The following is a 17,408-nucleotide window of genomic DNA, read 5'->3' as shown; positions in this document are numbered from 1 at the left end:
ACGGCATGAACGCATCCTTCGCGGCCCTGGCCTATCTGGTCTCGGGCGTCCTGTTCATCCTCAGCCTGCGCGGCCTTTCCAGCCCCGAGACGAGCCGGCAGGGCAATACCTTCGGCATGGTCGGCATGGCGCTGGCGGTGGGCGTGACGCTGCTGACGCTGTGGAGCATGGGCACGCTGGATCCGCTGACCCTAGGCCTGATCGCGGGCGGGGTTGTCGTCGGCGGCGGGGCGGGGGCGCTGATCGCCGGCCGGGTGCAGATGACCCAGATGCCCCAGCTGGTGGCCGCCTTCCACAGCCTTGTCGGCATGGCGGCCTGTCTGGTGGCGGTCGGGGCGGTCTATGCGCCCGACAGCTTCGGCATCGCCACGGCGGCGGGCGGCATCAAGACCCTGTCGATCATAGAGCTGAGCCTGGGCGTCGCCATCGGGGCGGTGACCTTCACCGGCTCGGTCATCGCCTTCGCCAAGCTGGACGGCCGGATGTCGGGGGCGCCGATCCTGCTGCCCATGCGGCACCTGATCAACATCGGTCTGGCGCTCGGACTGGTGCTGCTGATCGGTCTGCTGATCGGCTCCGGCGGGACGGCGACCTGGGCCTTCTGGGGCGTCTTCCTGCTGGCGCTGATCCTCGGCGCGACCCTGATCATCCCCATCGGCGGGGCCGACATGCCGGTGGTGGTGTCGATGCTCAACTCCTATTCGGGCTGGGCCGCGGCGGCGCTGGGCTTCACGCTCGAGAACATCGCCCTCATCATCACCGGAGCGCTGGTCGGCAGTTCGGGCGCGATCCTGAGCTACATCATGTGCAAGGCGATGAACCGCAGCTTCATCTCGGTCATCCTCGGCGGTTTCGGCGGGGATTCGACGGCGGGCCCGGCGGGCGCGGTCGAGACCCGGCCGGTCAAACAGGGCAGCGCCGACGACGCGGCCTTCATCATGAAGAACGCCTCGAAGGTCATCATCGTGCCCGGCTACGGCATGGCCGTCGCCCAGGCCCAGCATGCGCTGCGCGAGATGGCCGACAAGCTGAAGGAGGAGGGGGTCGAGGTGAAATACGCCATCCACCCCGTCGCCGGCCGAATGCCCGGCCACATGAACGTGCTGCTGGCCGAAGCCAATGTTCCCTATGACGAGGTGTTCGAGCTGGAGGACATCAACAGCGAGTTTTCGAGCTGCGACGTGGCCTTCGTCATCGGCGCCAACGACGTCACCAATCCGGCCGCCAAGACCGATCCGCAAAGCCCGATCTACGGCATGCCCGTGCTGGACGTGGAGAAGGCCGGGACCGTGCTGTTCATCAAGCGCGGCATGGCGGCGGGCTATGCGGGGGTGGAGAACGAGCTGTTCTTCCGGGACAACACGATGATGCTGTTCGCCGACGCCAAGAAGATGGTGGAGGGGATCGTGAAGGCGCTCTAGGGCACTTCGGATCGGTCATGACTCGCTCCGCGAAAAAAGCGCGCCGCCGCCGTCGAAGCGCGCGCGACCTGGTGCGGTCTGGTCCCCAGCCGCCTTTCGAGGGACGGCTGTGGCTTGCCGGCGCCGTTGCCGCCGTGAGTGTCCTCATACCTTTCCTGACGCCGCTTGCTGCGAAATGGGTCAGGTGGAGGATAGGGCCGTCCGACTCCCAGGTTCTGCTCTGGTGGCCCGTGTCAGAGAGCCATGCCGCTCTGCCGATGTTTGCTGGCGTTGTTGCCGCCGTGATCCTGGGTGTGGGCGTGCTTGCGCGAGGCAAGGCGGTGCTGGGTCGGGCGGTGTGGGTCTGGCTGGTTCTGGCGTTTGCGGCGGGTGCGTCGGCCTTTCTGTCGCTGGACTCCTCGGTGCGCATCTATTCCGATCGGGTGGTGGTCGCGGACGGCGCTGCGACCAAGGCGCTGCCGGCGGGAACGTATCCGTTCGACAGCGCCGATCATGTCATGGCGCGGTGTCGCCAGGTCAGCCGCAGCCGACAGTCTGACTACGCCACGATGGACTACGTCGTGCATTTCCCCGATGTCGGCTGGATCGCGTTCGACGACGCCAGGGAGGATGGGCCCGGGGCGGCGCGCGTCTGGTTCAGGAAACTTGCGCAGGTGGACGCAAAGGGACTCCGTCAGATACCCCATGAACCTGCTCAAGAGCCGGCCGTATCCTGCATCCGCGCCCTGCGAGCCGAACTCGGCGAAGAGGATTTCGCGAACGCCCGGCGAATGATGGTGCTGAGTGACGACGATTTCGAGCGCTACTATGCCGAACCGCACGAGGCATTCAAACGGAAGTCTGACGATGGCCTATGAAGCCAGGACCAAGCCCACCGAAGTCTCGGTCGCCGACTTCATCGCCGCCGTGGAGAACCCCCGGCGGCGCGCCGACGCAGAGACGCTGTGCGCCCTGTTCGAGGAGATCAGCGGCGAGCCGCCAGTGATGTGGGGGCCGTCGATCATCGGGTTCGGGCGGTACCACTACCGGTACGCCAGCGGGCATGAGGGCGACGCGCCCCGGCTGGGGTTCTCGCCGCGCAAGGCCCAGACGGTGCTCTACGTCATGTCCGGCGCGGAGGGGCAGGCCGACATGATCGCGCGGCTGGGCAAGGTGAAGTCGAGCGTATCCTGCATCTACGTCAACCGGCTGGACCAGATCGACATGGGCGTGCTGCGGGAGATGGCCGTCGCGTCGCTGGCGCAGATGCGCGAGTTGTATCCCGACTGATCAGGCCGCCATGCGGAAGTCTTCGGCCGGGGCGAAGGCCGGGCGGGCCTCGTCCCACAGGGCGTCCTCGTCGGCGTAACGGGCGCTGGCGCCGGCGTCGATCACGTCAATTACCTGTTCCTCCAGCCGGTCCCAGATGACGGCCAGATCGCCGCAACCCTCTGCGTCGCAGGGAACGATCAGATAGCGGGAAGCGGCGACGGAAGCCTGGGGTTCGAAAGCGCGGGCCATGGGATGTCTCCGGGGGTCAGGTCTCTGTTGAAACCGACCATGAAGCAGCGTTGCGTCAAAAACGGTCGTATGCGACTTTCGTTTCATGAGACATGACAAGGCGGCCCTGGTGATCGAAATGGCGCGGCGGATGGCCGCCAGCGCCGAGGGCGTGACGCTGGACGAAATCTCGCGCGAGGCCGGCGTGGGGCGCCGCTCGGCCGAACGGCTGCGCGACGCCGTGCTGGCGCTGTTTCCGCAAGCGGAGGAGGTGTCGGACCCGCCGAACAAGCGCTGGCGCATCCGGGGCGGGTTGTCGGCCTTTGAACAGGCGCCGACGACCGAGGAACTGGTCGAGCTGAGCAAGGCGGCGCAGGGGTTGCGCGCAACGGGCGAACCCGGTCGGGCGGCGGCGCTGGAGGGGCTCGAACGAAAATTGAAGTCGGCGATGCGCTCGACGACCCTGAACCGGCTGGCGCCCGATCTGGAGGCGCTGGTGCGGGCCGAGACCATCGCGGTCCAGGCGGGGCCGCGGCCGTCGGCGGACGAGGCGGTGCTGACCGAAATCCGGCAGGCCATTCTGGCCGGCCAGCCGCTGGGCTTCATCTACAGCCGGCCGGGCGCCGAGGCGCGGCGGCGCAGCGTGGCGCCGTGCGGGGTGATGTTCGGGCGGGCCAACTATCTGGTCGCCGCCGACCGCGAGAGCGGCCGCATCCAGACTTTCCGCCTCGACCGGATGAGCGCGGTGAAGGCCGAGGCGGGCGTGGCGTCGCCTCCGGCGGATTTCGACCTGCAGATCTTCGCCAGCCAGTCGTTCGGCATCTATCAGGACGAGATTGAGGATGTGGTGCTGCGGGTGACGCCCGAGGGCGCGGCCGAGGCCCGGGCGTGGCGCTGGCATCCGACCCAGACGGTCGAAGAACAGGCCGACGGCGGCGTGGTGGTCCGCTTCCGGGCCTCGGGCATGCGCGAACTGGCCTGGCACCTGTTCAGCTGGGGCGATCAGGTTTCGATCGTCGCGCCGGCGCGGCTCAGGGCGGTGATGAAGGGCGAGCTTGAGGCCGCGAAACGCGCCCTCGAAGGGGCCCAAGCCTGAACGGGATTTAAGACGACGCCGGGCCAAACGCCAAGCTAGCGTAAGCGCGCACAGTGGAGACGGGCATGCGCGGACGGGTTTGGGTTTCGTACCTGATGGTTGCGATGGCGATGGCGGCGGGATCGCCGGCCGCGGCCGCCGCCGAACCGGCGGTTTCGACCGCGCAGGCGGAAGCGGGGGAGGGACCGCCGGCCGTCGAAGTGGCCGTGACCCGCGACGGCGGGGTCTGGACGGCGGACTATGTCTTCGCAAAGGACGCCCCGGTCTGGGGCTTCATCCGATCGTCCCTCATCAACGGCTCCCGGGAGGCGTGGCGGCCCGGCGACTGGTCGGTCGTGACGCCAGGCGTGGTGCTGGAGCGTGTCGGCAATCTGGATGTGCTTCGCGCCATCGATGGCGGCGACGTGCCGCGGCGGGTCAGCCTGCGTCTGACGCCGCGAGACCACAATCTGGAGGCGGATTATGGCGTCCTGATCTTCACCGATGGGTCGACGGCCATGTTCACGGGGGCGTTCGACGTCTTCCCGCTGGCCTCGCTGGAAGCCGCGCGAGCCGCGCCGGAAGACCTGAACGGCTTCGTGATGGACAAGAGCAATGCCCGCATCACCTGGCGCGACGCGAGCGGCCCGGTTCTGTTGCACGGCCAGCGGCAGGACCGGGCGGTGACGGAAGACGGCACGACCTATGTGCTGTTCGGCGCGGCGCAGATGAAGGAGGGCGAACGGCTGGTCACGGTCGTCGACCCCGAATTGCCGGCCTGGGTCGCCGCCACGATCGAGGATTTCGGGCCGCGGGTCGCTGAATACTACACCGGGCGCATGGGCCCGGGTCAGAGCGACCGCCCCACCGTCGTGGCCAGCTGGAAGGGGCCAACGCCCGGCCTGCAGAGCATGGGCGGCAGCGTGCTGCCCGGCCTGATCGTGATGAATTTCGAGGGCATTGGCCAGGTTCGACCCTCGCCCGACAGCGAGGCCTCCACCCGGTGGTTCATCGGCCATGAGAGCGCGCATTTCTGGCTGGGCCAGACCGTGCGCTACGAGCGGTCGCGGGACTCCTGGATCACCGAGGGCGGGGCCGATCTGATGGCCATACGGGCCCTGAAGACGCTTTATCCGGACTATGACGCCCGCACTGAACTGCAACGCGAGGTCGACGACTGCGTGCGTCTGGCGGTCAAGCCCGTCCGCGAGGCGGTCTCCCGTGGTGAATACCGCGCCTTCTACGCCTGCGGGGCCGTATTCGCTTTGACGGCTGAGGGCGTGCAGCGGCGGGCGACGGGCGGCGACTGGTTCGACTTCCTCCGGCCGTTGATCGACGCCAACCGCGAGGACGGCGTGCTGACGCGCGAGGAATGGCTGACGGAGCTGACCCGGGTGTCGGGCGATGCCTCCCTGCGGGCCGATATCGAAATCCTGCTGGACGACGGCGCGGCCGATCCGGCGGCGCTCATCGCCGCCCTGTTCGACCGGACGGGCGTGGGCTACCGGCGCGAAGACGGGAAAATCCGTCTCGACTGAGGGAGTCAGTGGGGTCGAGGGATGACGCCCGCCATGAGCCAGCCCGTGAGGCCGGCGGCGGTCGCGAGTTCAACGACGACAAGGAACAGGAGCCAGTGCCTCCTGACAAACGACACAGGATTCACAACGCGCCCCGGGACCAACGAGCCGCTTGAACCCACCGCCATTCAAATGGTTCAGTCGTCAATCTGTCCGGCCCGCGAACGGCCAGGGGCTGACCGACTTGGCCCAGTCGTCGACGGCCAGCGGGCGATCGACCGGCGGGGCGGCGCGCTCGGCGCAGGGGTGGCGGTGACACAGGCGGCAGGCCGGGCCGATGGGGGTGACCTCAGGGGCCCTCAGATCGAGGCCGCGCGCGTGGATCAGGCGGTGAGCGTGTTTCAGTTCGCATCCCAGGCCGATGGCGAGGTCGTGGCCCTCGGTGAAGGCGTCGTGGCCCTGACGGTCCACCGTGCGGGCGAGGGTGAACCAGCGGCTTCCGTCCGGGGTCTCGATGATCTGGGTGACGATCTTGCCGGGGGTGCGGAAGGCGCTGTGCAGCCGCCAGCGCGGGCAGGCGCCGCCGAAGCGCGAGAAGGGGAAGGCGCCCGAGGCGAACCGTTTGGAGATGTTGCCGGCCTGATCGACCCGCATCAGGAAGAAGGGCACGCCCCGCGCCGTGGGCCGCGACAGGGTGGTCAGGCGGTGGGCGGCCTGTTCGAAGCCGACGCCGAACCGGGCCTGAAGCCGCGCCATGTCGTAGGCGGTCTCCTCCGCCGCGCGCTGGAAGGCCGCGTAGGGCATCAGGATAGCGGCGGCGAGAGTGTTGGTCAGGGATATCCTGACCAGCCGGCGGGTGGTTTCGTCCGGCGGGGAGGCGGCGTCCGCCAGCGCGGTTAGTTCGGCGCCGTGCTCTGTAAGGGCCAGCTGCCAGGCGACGGCGAAGGCGCGCGACGAGGCGCCGAGGGTCTCGGACAGCAGCAGACGCTTGCGGTGGGGATCGTAGCGGCGGGTCCATTCGACCATGACTTCGGCGGGGAGGGTGCGAACGGTCAGGCCGTGGCGCGACAGAAGCCGGGCGCGGGCGCGGGTTTCGAAGGCTTCGCCGGGGGTTTCGGCCTCCAGGGCGTCCGACAGGGCCTCGCCCAGGGCGTCCAGTTCGGGGAAGTGGTTGCGGCGCGCCTGGACGTATTCCCGCACCCAGTCGGCGGGGCTGTCCTCGCCCTGGCCGCCGAGGGCGTCGGTCTCGGCCCGGTCGCGGGTGCGGCGGTCGGCGAAGGCGCGGTAGAGGCGCAGCAGGGCGTCGGCGGCGGCGGGCTGGTCCTCGGCCAGCTGGATGATCTCGTGGCGCGGCACGGCCAGGCCCTGGAAGATCGGATCGGCGAAGGCTTCGGCCAGTTCCGCTTCTGACGCCGGGCCGCCGGTCTGGCCGAGCGTGCGCAGGTCGACGTCGTAGGCAGCGGCCAGCCGCAGCAGCAGCTGCGCCGAGACCGGACGCTGGTTGCGCTCGATATGGTTCAGATAGCTGGGCGAGACGCCGAGGTCGGCCGCCATGGCCGTCTGCGTCAGGGATAGCTCCCGCCGGAGCCGCTTGAGGCGGCCGCCGAGGAAGAGTTTGCGATCCGGAACGGCGTCCATGACCGCATTAAGTCACAAAATGACTTAACAGCAAGTGTCATGATGTGACTCAATGACATCATTCGTTGTGTCATTCATGACTCCCGCGTGTTCTGCTTCTCAAGACCCGCAGCGCCAACGGCTGCGACCGTGAGCAGAGAGCGCCATGACGACCTTCGCCGATCTCGTCCCTTCGCCATACGGCCGTTTCGACGGCATCGAACGGCCCTATACGCCCGAGGATGTGCAGCGGCTGCGCGGCTCGTTCCCGATCACCCATACCCTGGCGACGCGCGGCGCGAACCGCCTGTGGGAGCTGCTGCACGACGAGCCGTTCGTGAACGCCCTGGGCGCCGTGACCGGCAATCAGGCCATGCAGATGGTCCGCGCCGGGCTGAAGGCCATCTATCTGTCGGGTTGGCAGGTGGCGGCAGACGCCAATACGGCCGGGGCCATGTATCCCGACCAGTCGCTGTATCCGGCCAATGCCGCGCCCGAGCTGTGCCGCCGCATCAACCGCACCCTGCAGCGCGCCGACCAGATCGAGCATGCCGAGGGCGGGACGAAGCGCGACTGGTTCGCCCCGATCGTGGCCGACGCCGAGGCCGGCTTCGGCGGACCGCTGAACAGCTTCGAGATCATGAAGGCCTTCATCGAGGCGGGCGCCGCGGGGGTCCATTTCGAGGACCAGCTGGCCTCGGAGAAGAAGTGCGGCCATCTGGGCGGCAAGGTGCTGATCCCGACGCAGGCGCATGAGCGCAATCTGATCGCCGCCCGTCTGGCCGCTGACGTCATGGGCACGCCGACCCTGACGGTGGCGCGCACGGACGCAGAGAGCGCCCAGCTGATCACCTCGGACGTCGACGAGCGCGACCGGCCCTTCATCGACCGCGAAAACCGCACCCCCGAAGGCTTCTTCCGCCTCAAGGCCGGAACCGGTCTGGACCACTGCATCGCCCGCGGCCTGTCGTATGCGAAATATGCCGACGTGCTGTGGTGGGAGACATCGCATCCCGATCTGGACGACGCCCGCCGCTTCGCCGAGGCCGTGCACCGCGAGCATCCGGGCAAGCTGATGGCTTACAACTGTTCGCCGTCGTTCAACTGGAAGGCCAGGCTGGACGACGCCACCATCGCCAAATTCCAGCGCGAGCTGGGGGCCATGGGCTACAAATTCCAGTTTGTGACCCTGGCCGGCTTCCACAGCCTGAACAATGCGATGTTCGAGCTGGCCGACGGCTACCGCGACCGCGGCATGGCCGCCTATTCCGAACTGCAGCAGCGCGAATTCGCCAATGAGGCCGCCGGCTACACCGCCACCCGTCACCAGCGCGAGGTTGGCACCGGCTATTTCGACCAGGTCGCCACCGTCATCTCCAACGGCCAGTCGTCGACGACGGCGCTGAAGGATTCCACCGAGACCGCCCAGTTCGTGGCGGCCGAATAATCAGGAGAGACCCCATGCAACCGCTGAACAATCCCACGGCCATCATCGACTTCTGCCTGGCCCCGCTGAATCTGACCGGCGGCACGGAGGCCGAACGCGAGGTGCGGCGCCGGCTGGAGCATGTGATCAAGACGTTTCGAGCGAAACTGGCGCAGCCTGTCAGCGTCGACTTCTCGTCCATGCCCTCTCAGGTCATCAACGAAGCCGCGCACGGCTACGAATAGCCGACCGTCAGGCGGCGATCGCCTCGGCCGCGGCGCGCGGCAGGCTGACCACCAGGTCCAGCAGTTCGGCGGCGTCGAACGGCTTGGCCAGGTGCCGGTCGGCGCCGGCGGCGTCGGCCATGGCGATATGTTCGGACAGGGCGTTGGCGGTCAGCATGACGATCGGGGTGCGGGTCAGGCCCATGGCCGCCTCGTGCAGCCGGATTTCCCGGGTGGCGGTCAGGCCGTCCATGACCGGCATCTGCATGTCCATCAGGATCAGATCGTAGTCGCCGTCGCGGCAGGCCTGTACGGCCTGGGCGCCGTCCTCGACCGAGACGATCTCGACCGGCGCCTGGGTCAGGATCATTTCGACAACCTTGCGGTTCACCGGGTGGTCGTCGGCCAGCAGGACCCGGATCACGGGCTGGTCGCCATCTTCCGCGGCCGCCGCCGACAGGCCGACGGCGGCCGGTTGCTCGACGGGGCGGAAGGGAATGGTCAGGATGAAGGCGGAGCCGCCGCCCGGCTCGCTTTCGCAATCCAGATCGCCGCCCATCATCTCGGCCAGCTGGCGTGAGATGGCGAGGCCGAGGCCGGAGCCGCCGAATTTGCGGGTGATGGCGCCATCGGCCTGTTCGAAGCGGCTGAACAGGCGGTCGCGCGTCTCGCAGTCGAAACCAATGCCGGTGTCCTCGATCGAGAACCGCAGCGTCGGCGCGCCGTCGCGGTCCGGACCGGTGGCGGCGGTCAGGCTGACGAAGCCCGCGCCGGTGAACTTCACGGCGTTGGAGACCAGATTGGTCAGTATCTGCTTGAGCCGCACCACGTCGCCGGCGATCCAGCGGTCGGCCTCGGGCGCGATCTCGACGAAGAACTGCAGCCCCTTCTCGCTGGCGGAGCTTTCGTAGAGGTGGGCGGCCTCGCGGACGGCGCGGCCCAGATCGAAGATGTCGTCGGCCAGCTCCAGCCGGCCGGATTCGACGCGGGCGAGATCAAGAATGTCGCTGAGCAGAACCTGAAGCGTGCGGCCCGAGGACTGGATCAGGTCCAGCATTTCGCGCTGATCGGCCGAGAGGCCGGTCCGGGCCATCACCTGGGCCAGGCCGATGACGCCGTTCAGAGGGGTGCGGATTTCATGGCTCATATTGGCCAGGAACTGGCTCTTGGCGCTGCTGGCGGCCTGGGCGGCGTCGCGGGCCTCGGCCAAGGCGGCGGCGTGGTTCTTGAGGTCGGTGATGTCGGTGCAGACGGTGACGATGCCGCCGGCGGCGGTGCGCCGGTCGGAGACGCGCAGCCACCGGTTTCCGGCGATGCGCTGCTCGATCGTGGTCGTCAGGGCCTTGCGTGATTCCATGCGCTCGGCGATCCACTCGTCCTCTCGCCCGACGGCGTCGGCGTAGAGGCCCTCGCCCAGTCCGATCTTGATAATCTCACGGAAGGTCATTCCGACCTTGAGATTGGACGAAAGTTCGGGGTTCACTTCCGCGTAGCGGTGGTTCCACAAGGCCAGCCGGTCGTCGGCGTCGTAGAAGGCCATGCCGTCGGGCATGGCGTCGATGGCTTCGCGGATCCGGGCCAGAGCGCCCGAACGCGACCGCCAGTCGATCCAGGTGAGCACGACCCCAACGCTGAAGATGCCTGCGATCATCGCGGCGAGGACCCCGCCCATGACCAGGCCGGAAACGGTAAGGTCGCTGCTGGCCATGCCCGCCTGCGGCGTGACGGTCAGCGCGCTCATGGCGGTGAAATGAAGGACGATGATCGAAAGGGCGCCGCCGAGACTGGAGCCGACCAGCCGCGCCGATCCGGGGCCGCAGACAAGCGCTCCGGTCAGGCCCGCTATGACCAGGCCGCTCACGACGGACAGGGCCGCGTAGCCGGGATCCCAGCTGATGTGGCCGGGAAACCGGAGGGCCGCCATGCCGATGAAATGCATCGCGGCGATGCCGGAAATGGCCAACAGGGCCGCCGTGGCGCGGACGACCCGCCCGGGGCGGGCCATGACGAGCAGGCAGGCCAGACCCATGGCGGCCAGAACCATAAACAGGGACGCGATGGTCAGACCCACGCCGTAACGAATCTCGCCGCCGGCCTGGTAGCCCTGCATGGCGAGGAAATGGGTGGAGAAGGGGGTCAGGCCGCCGATGAAAGAGGCCAGGGCGGTGCGTCGGCGGCGCTCGGACCCGCCCAGGGTCGCGGCCTGGCCGAGCAGGTGAACGGCGGTCCCTATGCCCAGAACGCAGACCAGACCGGCCGCCAGTGTCCAGCGCCAGTCATGATCGAACGCGATGCAGTAGATGATGCGTTCCAACACGCCCCTCCCCAGCGCGGGACTATCGGGGAGGAGTGGTGAAGAAACCGTCGCCGTAACGGCGAAAAATCAGGCTGAGGTTGCCTGGACCACAACCGGGAACTCGCGGCCCATGACCTTGACCGGATTCACCAGGCGATCGCCGCGACGAACCTCGAAATGCAGATGGGGGCCGGTCGACCGCCCCGTCGAGCCCACCAGGCCGATGCGCTGTCCGCCATCCACCTTGTCGCCCGAGGCGACGTCCAGCCGGCTGAGGTGGCCGTAGAGGGTGGTCATGCCGTTGGGGTGGCGGATTTCGACGAACCGGCCGTAGCCGGCGGCGTCATACCCGGAGCGGACGACTGAACCCTCGGCCGCCACGAAGACTCCGGTGCCTTGCGGCGCCGCGATGTCGACGCCCTCGTGATTGCTGGCCTTCTGGCCGGCCAGGTGGCGGCGACCGAACGGCGAGTTGATCGCATAGCCCTTCACCGGGGTGTCGAAGGCGATCAGGCGGGTGATCGGGCCCGCGGCCTCGGCCACGGCGGTCACGGGCGGGGCCTCCGGGACGGCGAAGGTCGCAGCGGGCGCGGCGACATCCGGAACGGACAGTGGCGCGGCGGCCATGGCGAGGACGGCGACGCCGGTCAGTACGGCGGCCTGACCGGAATGGATGAGAAACGACCGGGCGGTCGGTAACAGGCGTCGCATGCGGCGTCGGCTCCGTCTTCGGCTCGGGAGAGCAGGGGAGGGCGCCGGCGGGCCGCAATGAACGCGACGCACTGCGGCCAGCGACCGGTGGACGGCCCTTTTCGAAGATCGCTGGGGCCGCTTTGGGGCGAGCGGGGGCGGCAGTTCGTCGCAGGAGGGAACAAGAAGGGCGCGCGACCCGACTGGATCGCGCGCCCTTGCCGGTGCTGTCGCTCGCCTACAGGGGCAGGCGGAAGGTGATGGCCCCCACGTGAGCGTCGGCCTGGTCGCCGAAGCGGCCGCGATAGCCGATGGTCATGTTGACCGGTCCGAAGTCGGCGTCGACGCCGGCCGAGGCAATCAGGGAGCCGCCGAACGGATCCTCGATTTCCCGCGACAGGATCTGGGCCGGGTTGGCCGTGATCCGGGTGCCGACGGCGTCGCTGCTGTCGCCGAACGAGTCGCGATAGCCGCCTTCGGCATAGAAGGTGAAGCCGTCGCCGCCGCCCTCGGCCCGCAGCGTGATTTCGCCGCTGGCGGCCTGGACGGTACGGTCCTGGTACTCGTACTGGGCCCCGATGCCCTGCTCGGTATAGCCGTTGACGTCGGTCGAGACCCAGCTGACCGCCGCGCGCGGCGACAGGCCGATGCCGCCCATGTCGAACCAGACGCCGCCCTGCAGGCGGGCGCCGACGCTGCCGCCGTCCGTTTCGCCGCTGTGGACGATCGGGGCCAGCGAGGTGACACGGCTGATGTCGTCATAATGGTCGATCGAACCGCCCACCGTGGCGTTGACGAAATGGCCCCCGGAACGCCAGCCGGCGAAGGCGTCGAAGGCCCAGGATTCAACGTCGAAGTCCATGGGGCCCGCCTCGACCTCGGCCGTGCGGTAGGTGGCGGTGAAGCCCATGCGCGAGCTTTCGGACATGACGTGGTCCAGACCGGCGCGAATGCCCCAGCCCGTCGCGTCCGCCGCCGCCACGGGGCCGCGCGCGTCGATCTCGACGCTGTCGGCGATGGCGCCGAAGGTCAGCCGGGTGCCGGCTTCCCAGGCAGCGCGGCCCGACAGGCCTTCAGCGGTCAGGTCCAGCAGGTCCTCACGCTGGCGGAAGCCGGTTTCGGCCTGGACGGTCGATTGGGCGCCGATGTCGCCATAGTAGAGGTAGTCGACGGCCAGCCGGGCCAGCAGCTGATGACCCGCAGCGGTCGGGTGGACGCTGTCCCAGTACAGGTAGGAGCCCGGCGTGGCGCAGACCGTGACGCCGTTGAAGCAGGCGTCGTGGGCGTTGGTCAGGCCAAAGAGGCCCGGATTCCCGGCCAGGGTCGCGCCGATCTTGTAGATGTCCATCAGGATGATGTTCGTGCCGGGACGGGCGGCGGCGGTGGTCATCAGGCTGTTGAGCAGGGCGCCGTTGAACTGGGTCCCCGCGTAGTCGGCGAGCGGCGCGGCGGCCGCAAACGGGCCCTGGTTGAACTGCGGCGTCAGGGCGAGGTTCGGCAGGTTGGTGACCAGGATCGTGCCGGCGCCCGCCGTGGCCACGCTGTTGACGATGAAGTTGATGTCCGCCGCGGCGGCAAGCGCCACGGGCTGGATGGCGCCGGCCGGGTTCGGCGAACCCGCGGCGGCGGGAACGGCCTGGAAGATATTGTTGGCCCCGCCCAGGATGCTGACCAGATCGTTGGCGCCGAATGTGCCGCCTGCGCCGGTGTACGCCAGCAGCTGGTTGCGCATGCCGGGAGGGCTGGCGGAGCTGTCGGTCCGGGCGCCGCCGAAGGCGTAGTTGACGCTGCCAGTCACGGGTGCGCCGGCGGTGAAGCGCCCGGCGCTGAAACCGAGCAGCTCGGTGAAGACCGGCCCGTTGGAGAAGCGGCCCTGGAAGTAGGGCGGCGAGGTGGGCTGGCCCGAAATCGCATACAGGTTGCCATTGTCGCTCAGGCTGTCGCCGAACACGACGAGGCGGCTGTAGGTCTGGGCGCTGGCGGCCGAGGCCATGGCGCCGGCGGCGGCGACCGTCAGTGCGGCAAGCGCCGCGCTGCGCAGGAAACGAGACATCGATGATCCTCCCTCGGCCGTCATCATGCGACCGTTGAGGGCAGTGTGCGCCGCTTTCGCGTCGGCGCAAGATGCCGTCAGGGAAGGTTTCAGTGCAGCATCCGGAAGCGCAGCGTTCCGGCAACACCCTTCAGGGCGCGGAGCGCTTCCGGATCGTAGTCCCGGTCGACATCGGTGATGACATAGCCCGTGCGTTCGTCGGTCTTCAGATGCTGTCCCAGGATGTTGAGGCCGGCGGCGGCCAGTTCGCGGTTCAGCTCGGCCAGGACGCCGGGCTGGTTGCGGTGGATGTGCAGGATGCGGTGGGCGCCGGAGACCTCGGCCAGCTGCACGTTGGGCAGGTTGACGCAGAAGGTCGTGTCGCCCCGGTTCAGATAGGCCAGCAGGCGTTCGGCGGCGAATTCGCCGATGGCTTCCTGGGCCTCTTCGGTCGATCCGCCGATGTGGGGCGTCAGGATGACGTTCGGCAGGCCGCGAAGGGGGCTGTCGAACGGGTCGGCGTTGGTCGCCGGTTCCTCGGGGAAGACGTCGATGGCGGCGCCGCCGATCCGGCCCGCTCCCAGCGCCTGGGCGAGGGCGCCGATGTCCACGACATGGCCGCGCGACAGGTTCACCAGCAGGGCGCCGGGCTTCATCCTCGACAGGCGGGCGGCGTCGATCAGGGCGGTGTTGTCGGCCCGGCCGTCCACGTGAAGGCTGACAACGTCGCTTTCGGCCAGCAGGGCGTCCAGCGAGGCCATGCGTCGGGCGTTGCCCAGCGCCAGCCGCTCGGTAAGGTCATGGAAGATCACCCGCATCCCCAGGCCTTCGGCCAGCACCGACAGCTGCGAGCCGATGGCGCCGTAGCCGACGATGCCCAGGGTCTTGCCGCGCAGCTCGCGCGAGCCCGTCGCGGACTTGTTCCATTCGCCGCGGTGCATGGCGGCGGACTTGTCGGCCACGTCGCGCATCAGGGCGATGGTCAGGCCGACGGCGAGTTCGACGACCGAGCGGGTGTTGGAATAGGGGGCGTTGAACACGGCGACGCCACGGGTGGCGGCGGCCTCAAGGTCTATCTGGTTGGTGCCGATGCAGAAGGCGGCGATGGCCATCAGCCGGGGCGCCGCCTCCAGCACGCGGGCGCTGACCTGGGTCTTGGAGCGGACGCCCAGCACATGCACGCCCTGCAGCGCCTCGATCAGGGCGTTCTCGTCGAGGGCGCCCTTGACGGTTTCGACCGAATAGCCGGCCTCCTGCAGCCGCTCGACGGCGGCGGGGTGGACGTTCTCGAGCAGCAGGATGCGGATGCGAGCCCGGGGGTAGGACCAGCGGCCGGCGAGGCCTTCCGCGTGAAGGAACTCGTCCATCGACGGCGAGACGCTGTCGGCGGCAGCCACGACGCGTGCGCGGCGGGCGATTTCGGTGAAGGCGTGGAACCGGTCGGCGGCGCCCGAGAGGCGGACCTCGGCGTCGGTCCAGCCGTCGCCGATCATGACGACGGGATGGGCGAAATTCTGGGCCTTCACCGCGATCGACTTGCCGCCGGCGTGAGCCAGGGGATTGTCCTGATCGACGCCGGTGACGCGGCCCGCCGCGTCATACGTCAGGTCGTTGCAGAGGACGCGCTCCGGCGGGATGTGCAGGTGCGCGGCGAGGGGAGCGATGATCTCGCGGAAGCCGCCGGACAGGATGGCGATCCGGTCGGCGTTCTCATGGAAGAAGCGCAGGTTGCGGCGCACCGAGGGCGTGCCCTCGTCGAGGATGCGGCCCGCCAGTTCGGCGATATGATCCCGGGTCAGGGGCAGGAGTTCGAGGCGGCGGCGCAGGGCCTCGCCGAAGGGGATATCGCCCGTCATGGCCTGATCGGTCAGGCGGACGATCTCGGCGCGGATCGCCCCGGCGTCGGGCGCGCCGGCCAGGGCGATATCGGCCAGGGCTTCCAGCGTCTCGATGCGGACGAGGGTGGAATCAAAGTCAAAGACGTAGGTCGCCGGATCAGCCATGGGGCGAGCTTGGCCTACCTTCGCAGTTGCAGCAATGGTCGGCTCGTCCGCTCAAAAGGCAGTTTCATCAGTCCCGGTCTCATTCGCCCTTCCGCCGGCCGGCTTCCGCTGCCTGAAAAATGAAGACGCCGGCGCCCCATGAGGGACGACCGGCGCTCAGTGTGTCAGGCCGTTGCGTCAGAACGGACGCAGGTCAGAATTTTCCGAGGCTGCGCAGACGACTGTCGGGGCGGCGGGCGTCGAGCGCGGCGGCGCCGATGGCGGCGGCAATGGTGGCGAGGGCCAGGGCGGCGCCGCCTTCCCGGGCGTGGTCCCTGGCGTAGGCGCCGGCGTCATGAGCGTAGCGGCGAGCTGTCTTGCCGTGCTTCTTCAAGGCCTTGCGCGAGGAATGCCGTGCGCCGTGGAGGATGCGTTCGCTGCGATGGCGGGCCTCATCGCTGAGGTCCGAGGCGCGTTCGCTCGCGTCGGCGAAGCCATGGCGGACGGTTTCGGCCAGATCGCCGAAACGGTCGCGCAGGGCGTGCGTATCGACCCAGCCGCGCGGATCGAGACGGCCGCGCATGCGCTCGTATCGGGTCGGGCCCGAACGCTGGTTCAGCAACAGGGCGGCGAGGCCGACGCCCGCGAGAATGGCGATGACGCCGCCCGCGATTCCCGGATGTTTGCGGACTTCGGCGAGGGCGGAAAACTGGCGGACCATGGGATAATGAACCTCTTCGTCGAGGCCGTCGTCGGTGGGGTCGTAGAGCCCGTCGTCGAACGGCTGATACGCGGAACTCCTGTCCCGCATAAGGCTAGGAGCGAACCGGGCCAGAAGTGGTTCCGCCAGACCCGGCAGGACCGAATAGAAGCTGGCGATCAGCCGGCCGCCGCCGCCGACGGTGATCTCGCGGATCGGATGGCTGGCGCAGTACAGGATGGTGTCGGCCACGACGTGGGTCGCATAGACGGGCTGGGGGTTCTGGGTCGCATAGCCGGTCAGGTTGCGCGCATGCTTGCTGTAGGGGGTGTCGACCGCCGCGGGCTTGACCAGGCTGACGGCGATCGGAGCCTGTTCGCGCATCAGTTCCATGCGCAGTGCGTTGGTGAAGCCTTTCACCGCGTGTTTGGAGGCCGAATAGACGCCCTGGATCGGCAGGGGCGCGTCCGACATTATGGAGCCGACATTGATGATGGCGCCGCCGCCGTCACGCTGTCTCAGGTGCTCCGCCGCCACCAACGAGCCGTTGACCACGCCCCAGTAGTTGGTTTCGAACAGCCGCCGCTGATCGCCCAGGCTGGTGGCGCTGATGGCGCCGTAGATCGAGACGCCGGCGTTGTTGATCCAGGTGTCGAAGCCCCCGAAAAGGCGCACGCATTTTTCGGCCGCTTCGGCCAGGGCGTCGTGGTCGGCCACGTCGGCGACGGCCCAGGCGGCCCGGGCGCCCGAGCGCTGCAGCTCTTCGCACAGGGTCTTCAGATCGTTTTCTCCGCGTGCGATCAGAAAGACGCAGGCCCCGGCCTTGGCCGCCCGCCGGGCCGTGGCCAGCCCGATGCCCGAAGTGGCGCCGGTGATGACGATGGCTTGCTGGTTCAGGGGCTTGAGGGTCGCTTTGGTCATGGTCGCGGACTCATCCTTGGGGCGTCTG

At 68.6% G+C, this 17,408-nt stretch carries 14 protein-coding genes; 7 read left to right on the top strand and 7 right to left on the bottom strand.

The genetic code is table 11. The features are described from left to right. The first annotated feature begins 5 nt into the window (after positions 1-5). Genes BrevBR_RS14940 through BrevBR_RS14930 form a run of 3 tightly spaced genes read left to right on the top strand, consistent with a single transcriptional unit; the run spans position 6 to position 2,690 of the window. Entirely contained in the window at positions 6-1,421 is a 1,416-nt protein-coding gene (locus BrevBR_RS14940) for an NAD(P)(+) transhydrogenase (Re/Si-specific) subunit beta (protein ID WP_340001451.1), read from the top strand. A 17-nt stretch (positions 1,422-1,438) separates the two neighbouring features. After that, positions 1,439-2,278, top strand: coding sequence for a hypothetical protein (locus tag BrevBR_RS14935; protein WP_340001450.1), 840 nt, complete (start codon positions 1,439-1,441; stop codon positions 2,276-2,278). Next, positions 2,268-2,690 carry a DUF1801 domain-containing protein gene (locus BrevBR_RS14930; RefSeq protein ID WP_332639109.1) on the top strand — a complete coding sequence of 141 codons (423 nt, stop codon included), beginning with the start codon at positions 2,268-2,270 and terminating at the stop codon, positions 2,688-2,690. The genes BrevBR_RS14935 and BrevBR_RS14930 overlap by 11 nt, the downstream gene beginning before the upstream one ends. On the opposite strand, the gene BrevBR_RS14925 is transcribed toward BrevBR_RS14930, so the two are convergent. Beyond that, complete coding sequence (locus BrevBR_RS14925) at positions 2,691-2,921, bottom strand: hypothetical protein (RefSeq protein ID WP_332639110.1); 231 nt, start codon at positions 2,919-2,921, stop codon at positions 2,691-2,693. An 85-nt stretch (positions 2,922-3,006) separates the two neighbouring features. Here BrevBR_RS14925 and BrevBR_RS14920 point away from each other — a divergent pair, with 85 nt between their 5' ends. After that, positions 3,007-3,996 carry a helix-turn-helix transcriptional regulator gene (locus tag BrevBR_RS14920; RefSeq protein ID WP_332639111.1) on the top strand — a complete coding sequence of 330 codons (990 nt, stop codon included), beginning with the start codon at positions 3,007-3,009 and terminating at the stop codon, positions 3,994-3,996. A gap of 65 nt (positions 3,997-4,061) precedes the next feature. Beyond that, positions 4,062-5,513: a hypothetical protein gene (locus BrevBR_RS14915; RefSeq protein WP_340001449.1), complete on the top strand. Its 1,452-nt coding sequence runs from the start codon at positions 4,062-4,064 to the stop codon at positions 5,511-5,513. Positions 5,514-5,696: 183 nt separating this feature from the next. On the opposite strand, the gene BrevBR_RS14910 is transcribed toward BrevBR_RS14915, so the two are convergent. After that, positions 5,697-7,130, bottom strand: a complete 1,434-nt coding sequence (locus BrevBR_RS14910; RefSeq protein WP_340001448.1) for a helix-turn-helix domain-containing protein — start codon at positions 7,128-7,130, stop codon at positions 5,697-5,699. Between the two features lie 145 nt (positions 7,131-7,275). Here BrevBR_RS14910 and aceA point away from each other — a divergent pair, with 145 nt between their 5' ends. After that, positions 7,276-8,556 carry an isocitrate lyase gene (gene aceA, locus BrevBR_RS14905; RefSeq protein ID WP_332639114.1) on the top strand — a complete coding sequence of 427 codons (1,281 nt, stop codon included), beginning with the start codon at positions 7,276-7,278 and terminating at the stop codon, positions 8,554-8,556. 14 nt (positions 8,557-8,570) lie between these two features. After that, on the top strand, positions 8,571-8,780 hold the full coding sequence (locus tag BrevBR_RS14900; RefSeq protein WP_332639115.1) for a hypothetical protein: 210 nt from the start codon (positions 8,571-8,573) through the stop codon (positions 8,778-8,780). A 7-nt stretch (positions 8,781-8,787) separates the two neighbouring features. Here BrevBR_RS14900 and BrevBR_RS14895 read toward each other — a convergent pair whose 3' ends face one another. The 5 genes from BrevBR_RS14895 to BrevBR_RS14870 form a co-directional block, all read right to left on the bottom strand. Continuing rightward, a complete protein-coding gene (locus BrevBR_RS14895) occupies positions 8,788-11,076 on the bottom strand; it encodes an ATP-binding protein (protein ID WP_332639116.1) in 2,289 nt (762 codons plus the stop codon). Between the two features lie 66 nt (positions 11,077-11,142). Then, positions 11,143-11,766, bottom strand: coding sequence for a M23 family metallopeptidase (locus BrevBR_RS14890; protein WP_332639117.1), 624 nt, complete (start codon positions 11,764-11,766; stop codon positions 11,143-11,145). A 217-nt stretch (positions 11,767-11,983) separates the two neighbouring features. Continuing rightward, positions 11,984-13,798, bottom strand: a complete 1,815-nt coding sequence (locus tag BrevBR_RS14885; protein ID WP_340001447.1) for an autotransporter domain-containing protein — start codon at positions 13,796-13,798, stop codon at positions 11,984-11,986. A gap of 89 nt (positions 13,799-13,887) precedes the next feature. Beyond that, complete coding sequence (gene serA, locus BrevBR_RS14880; protein WP_445214766.1) at positions 13,888-15,780, bottom strand: phosphoglycerate dehydrogenase; 1,893 nt, start codon at positions 15,778-15,780, stop codon at positions 13,888-13,890. Between the two features lie 193 nt (positions 15,781-15,973). Further along, positions 15,974-17,380 carry an SDR family oxidoreductase gene (locus BrevBR_RS14870; RefSeq protein ID WP_340001446.1) on the bottom strand — a complete coding sequence of 469 codons (1,407 nt, stop codon included), beginning with the start codon at positions 17,378-17,380 and terminating at the stop codon, positions 15,974-15,976. Positions 17,381-17,408: the final 28 nt, after the last annotated feature.

It is taken from the genome of Brevundimonas sp. BR2-1 (genome assembly GCF_037626195.1).
Lineage (GTDB): Bacteria > Pseudomonadota > Alphaproteobacteria > Caulobacterales > Caulobacteraceae > Brevundimonas.
Note: the sequence above shows the minus strand (reverse complement) of the source record. Positions and strands in the feature narration are given on the sequence as shown.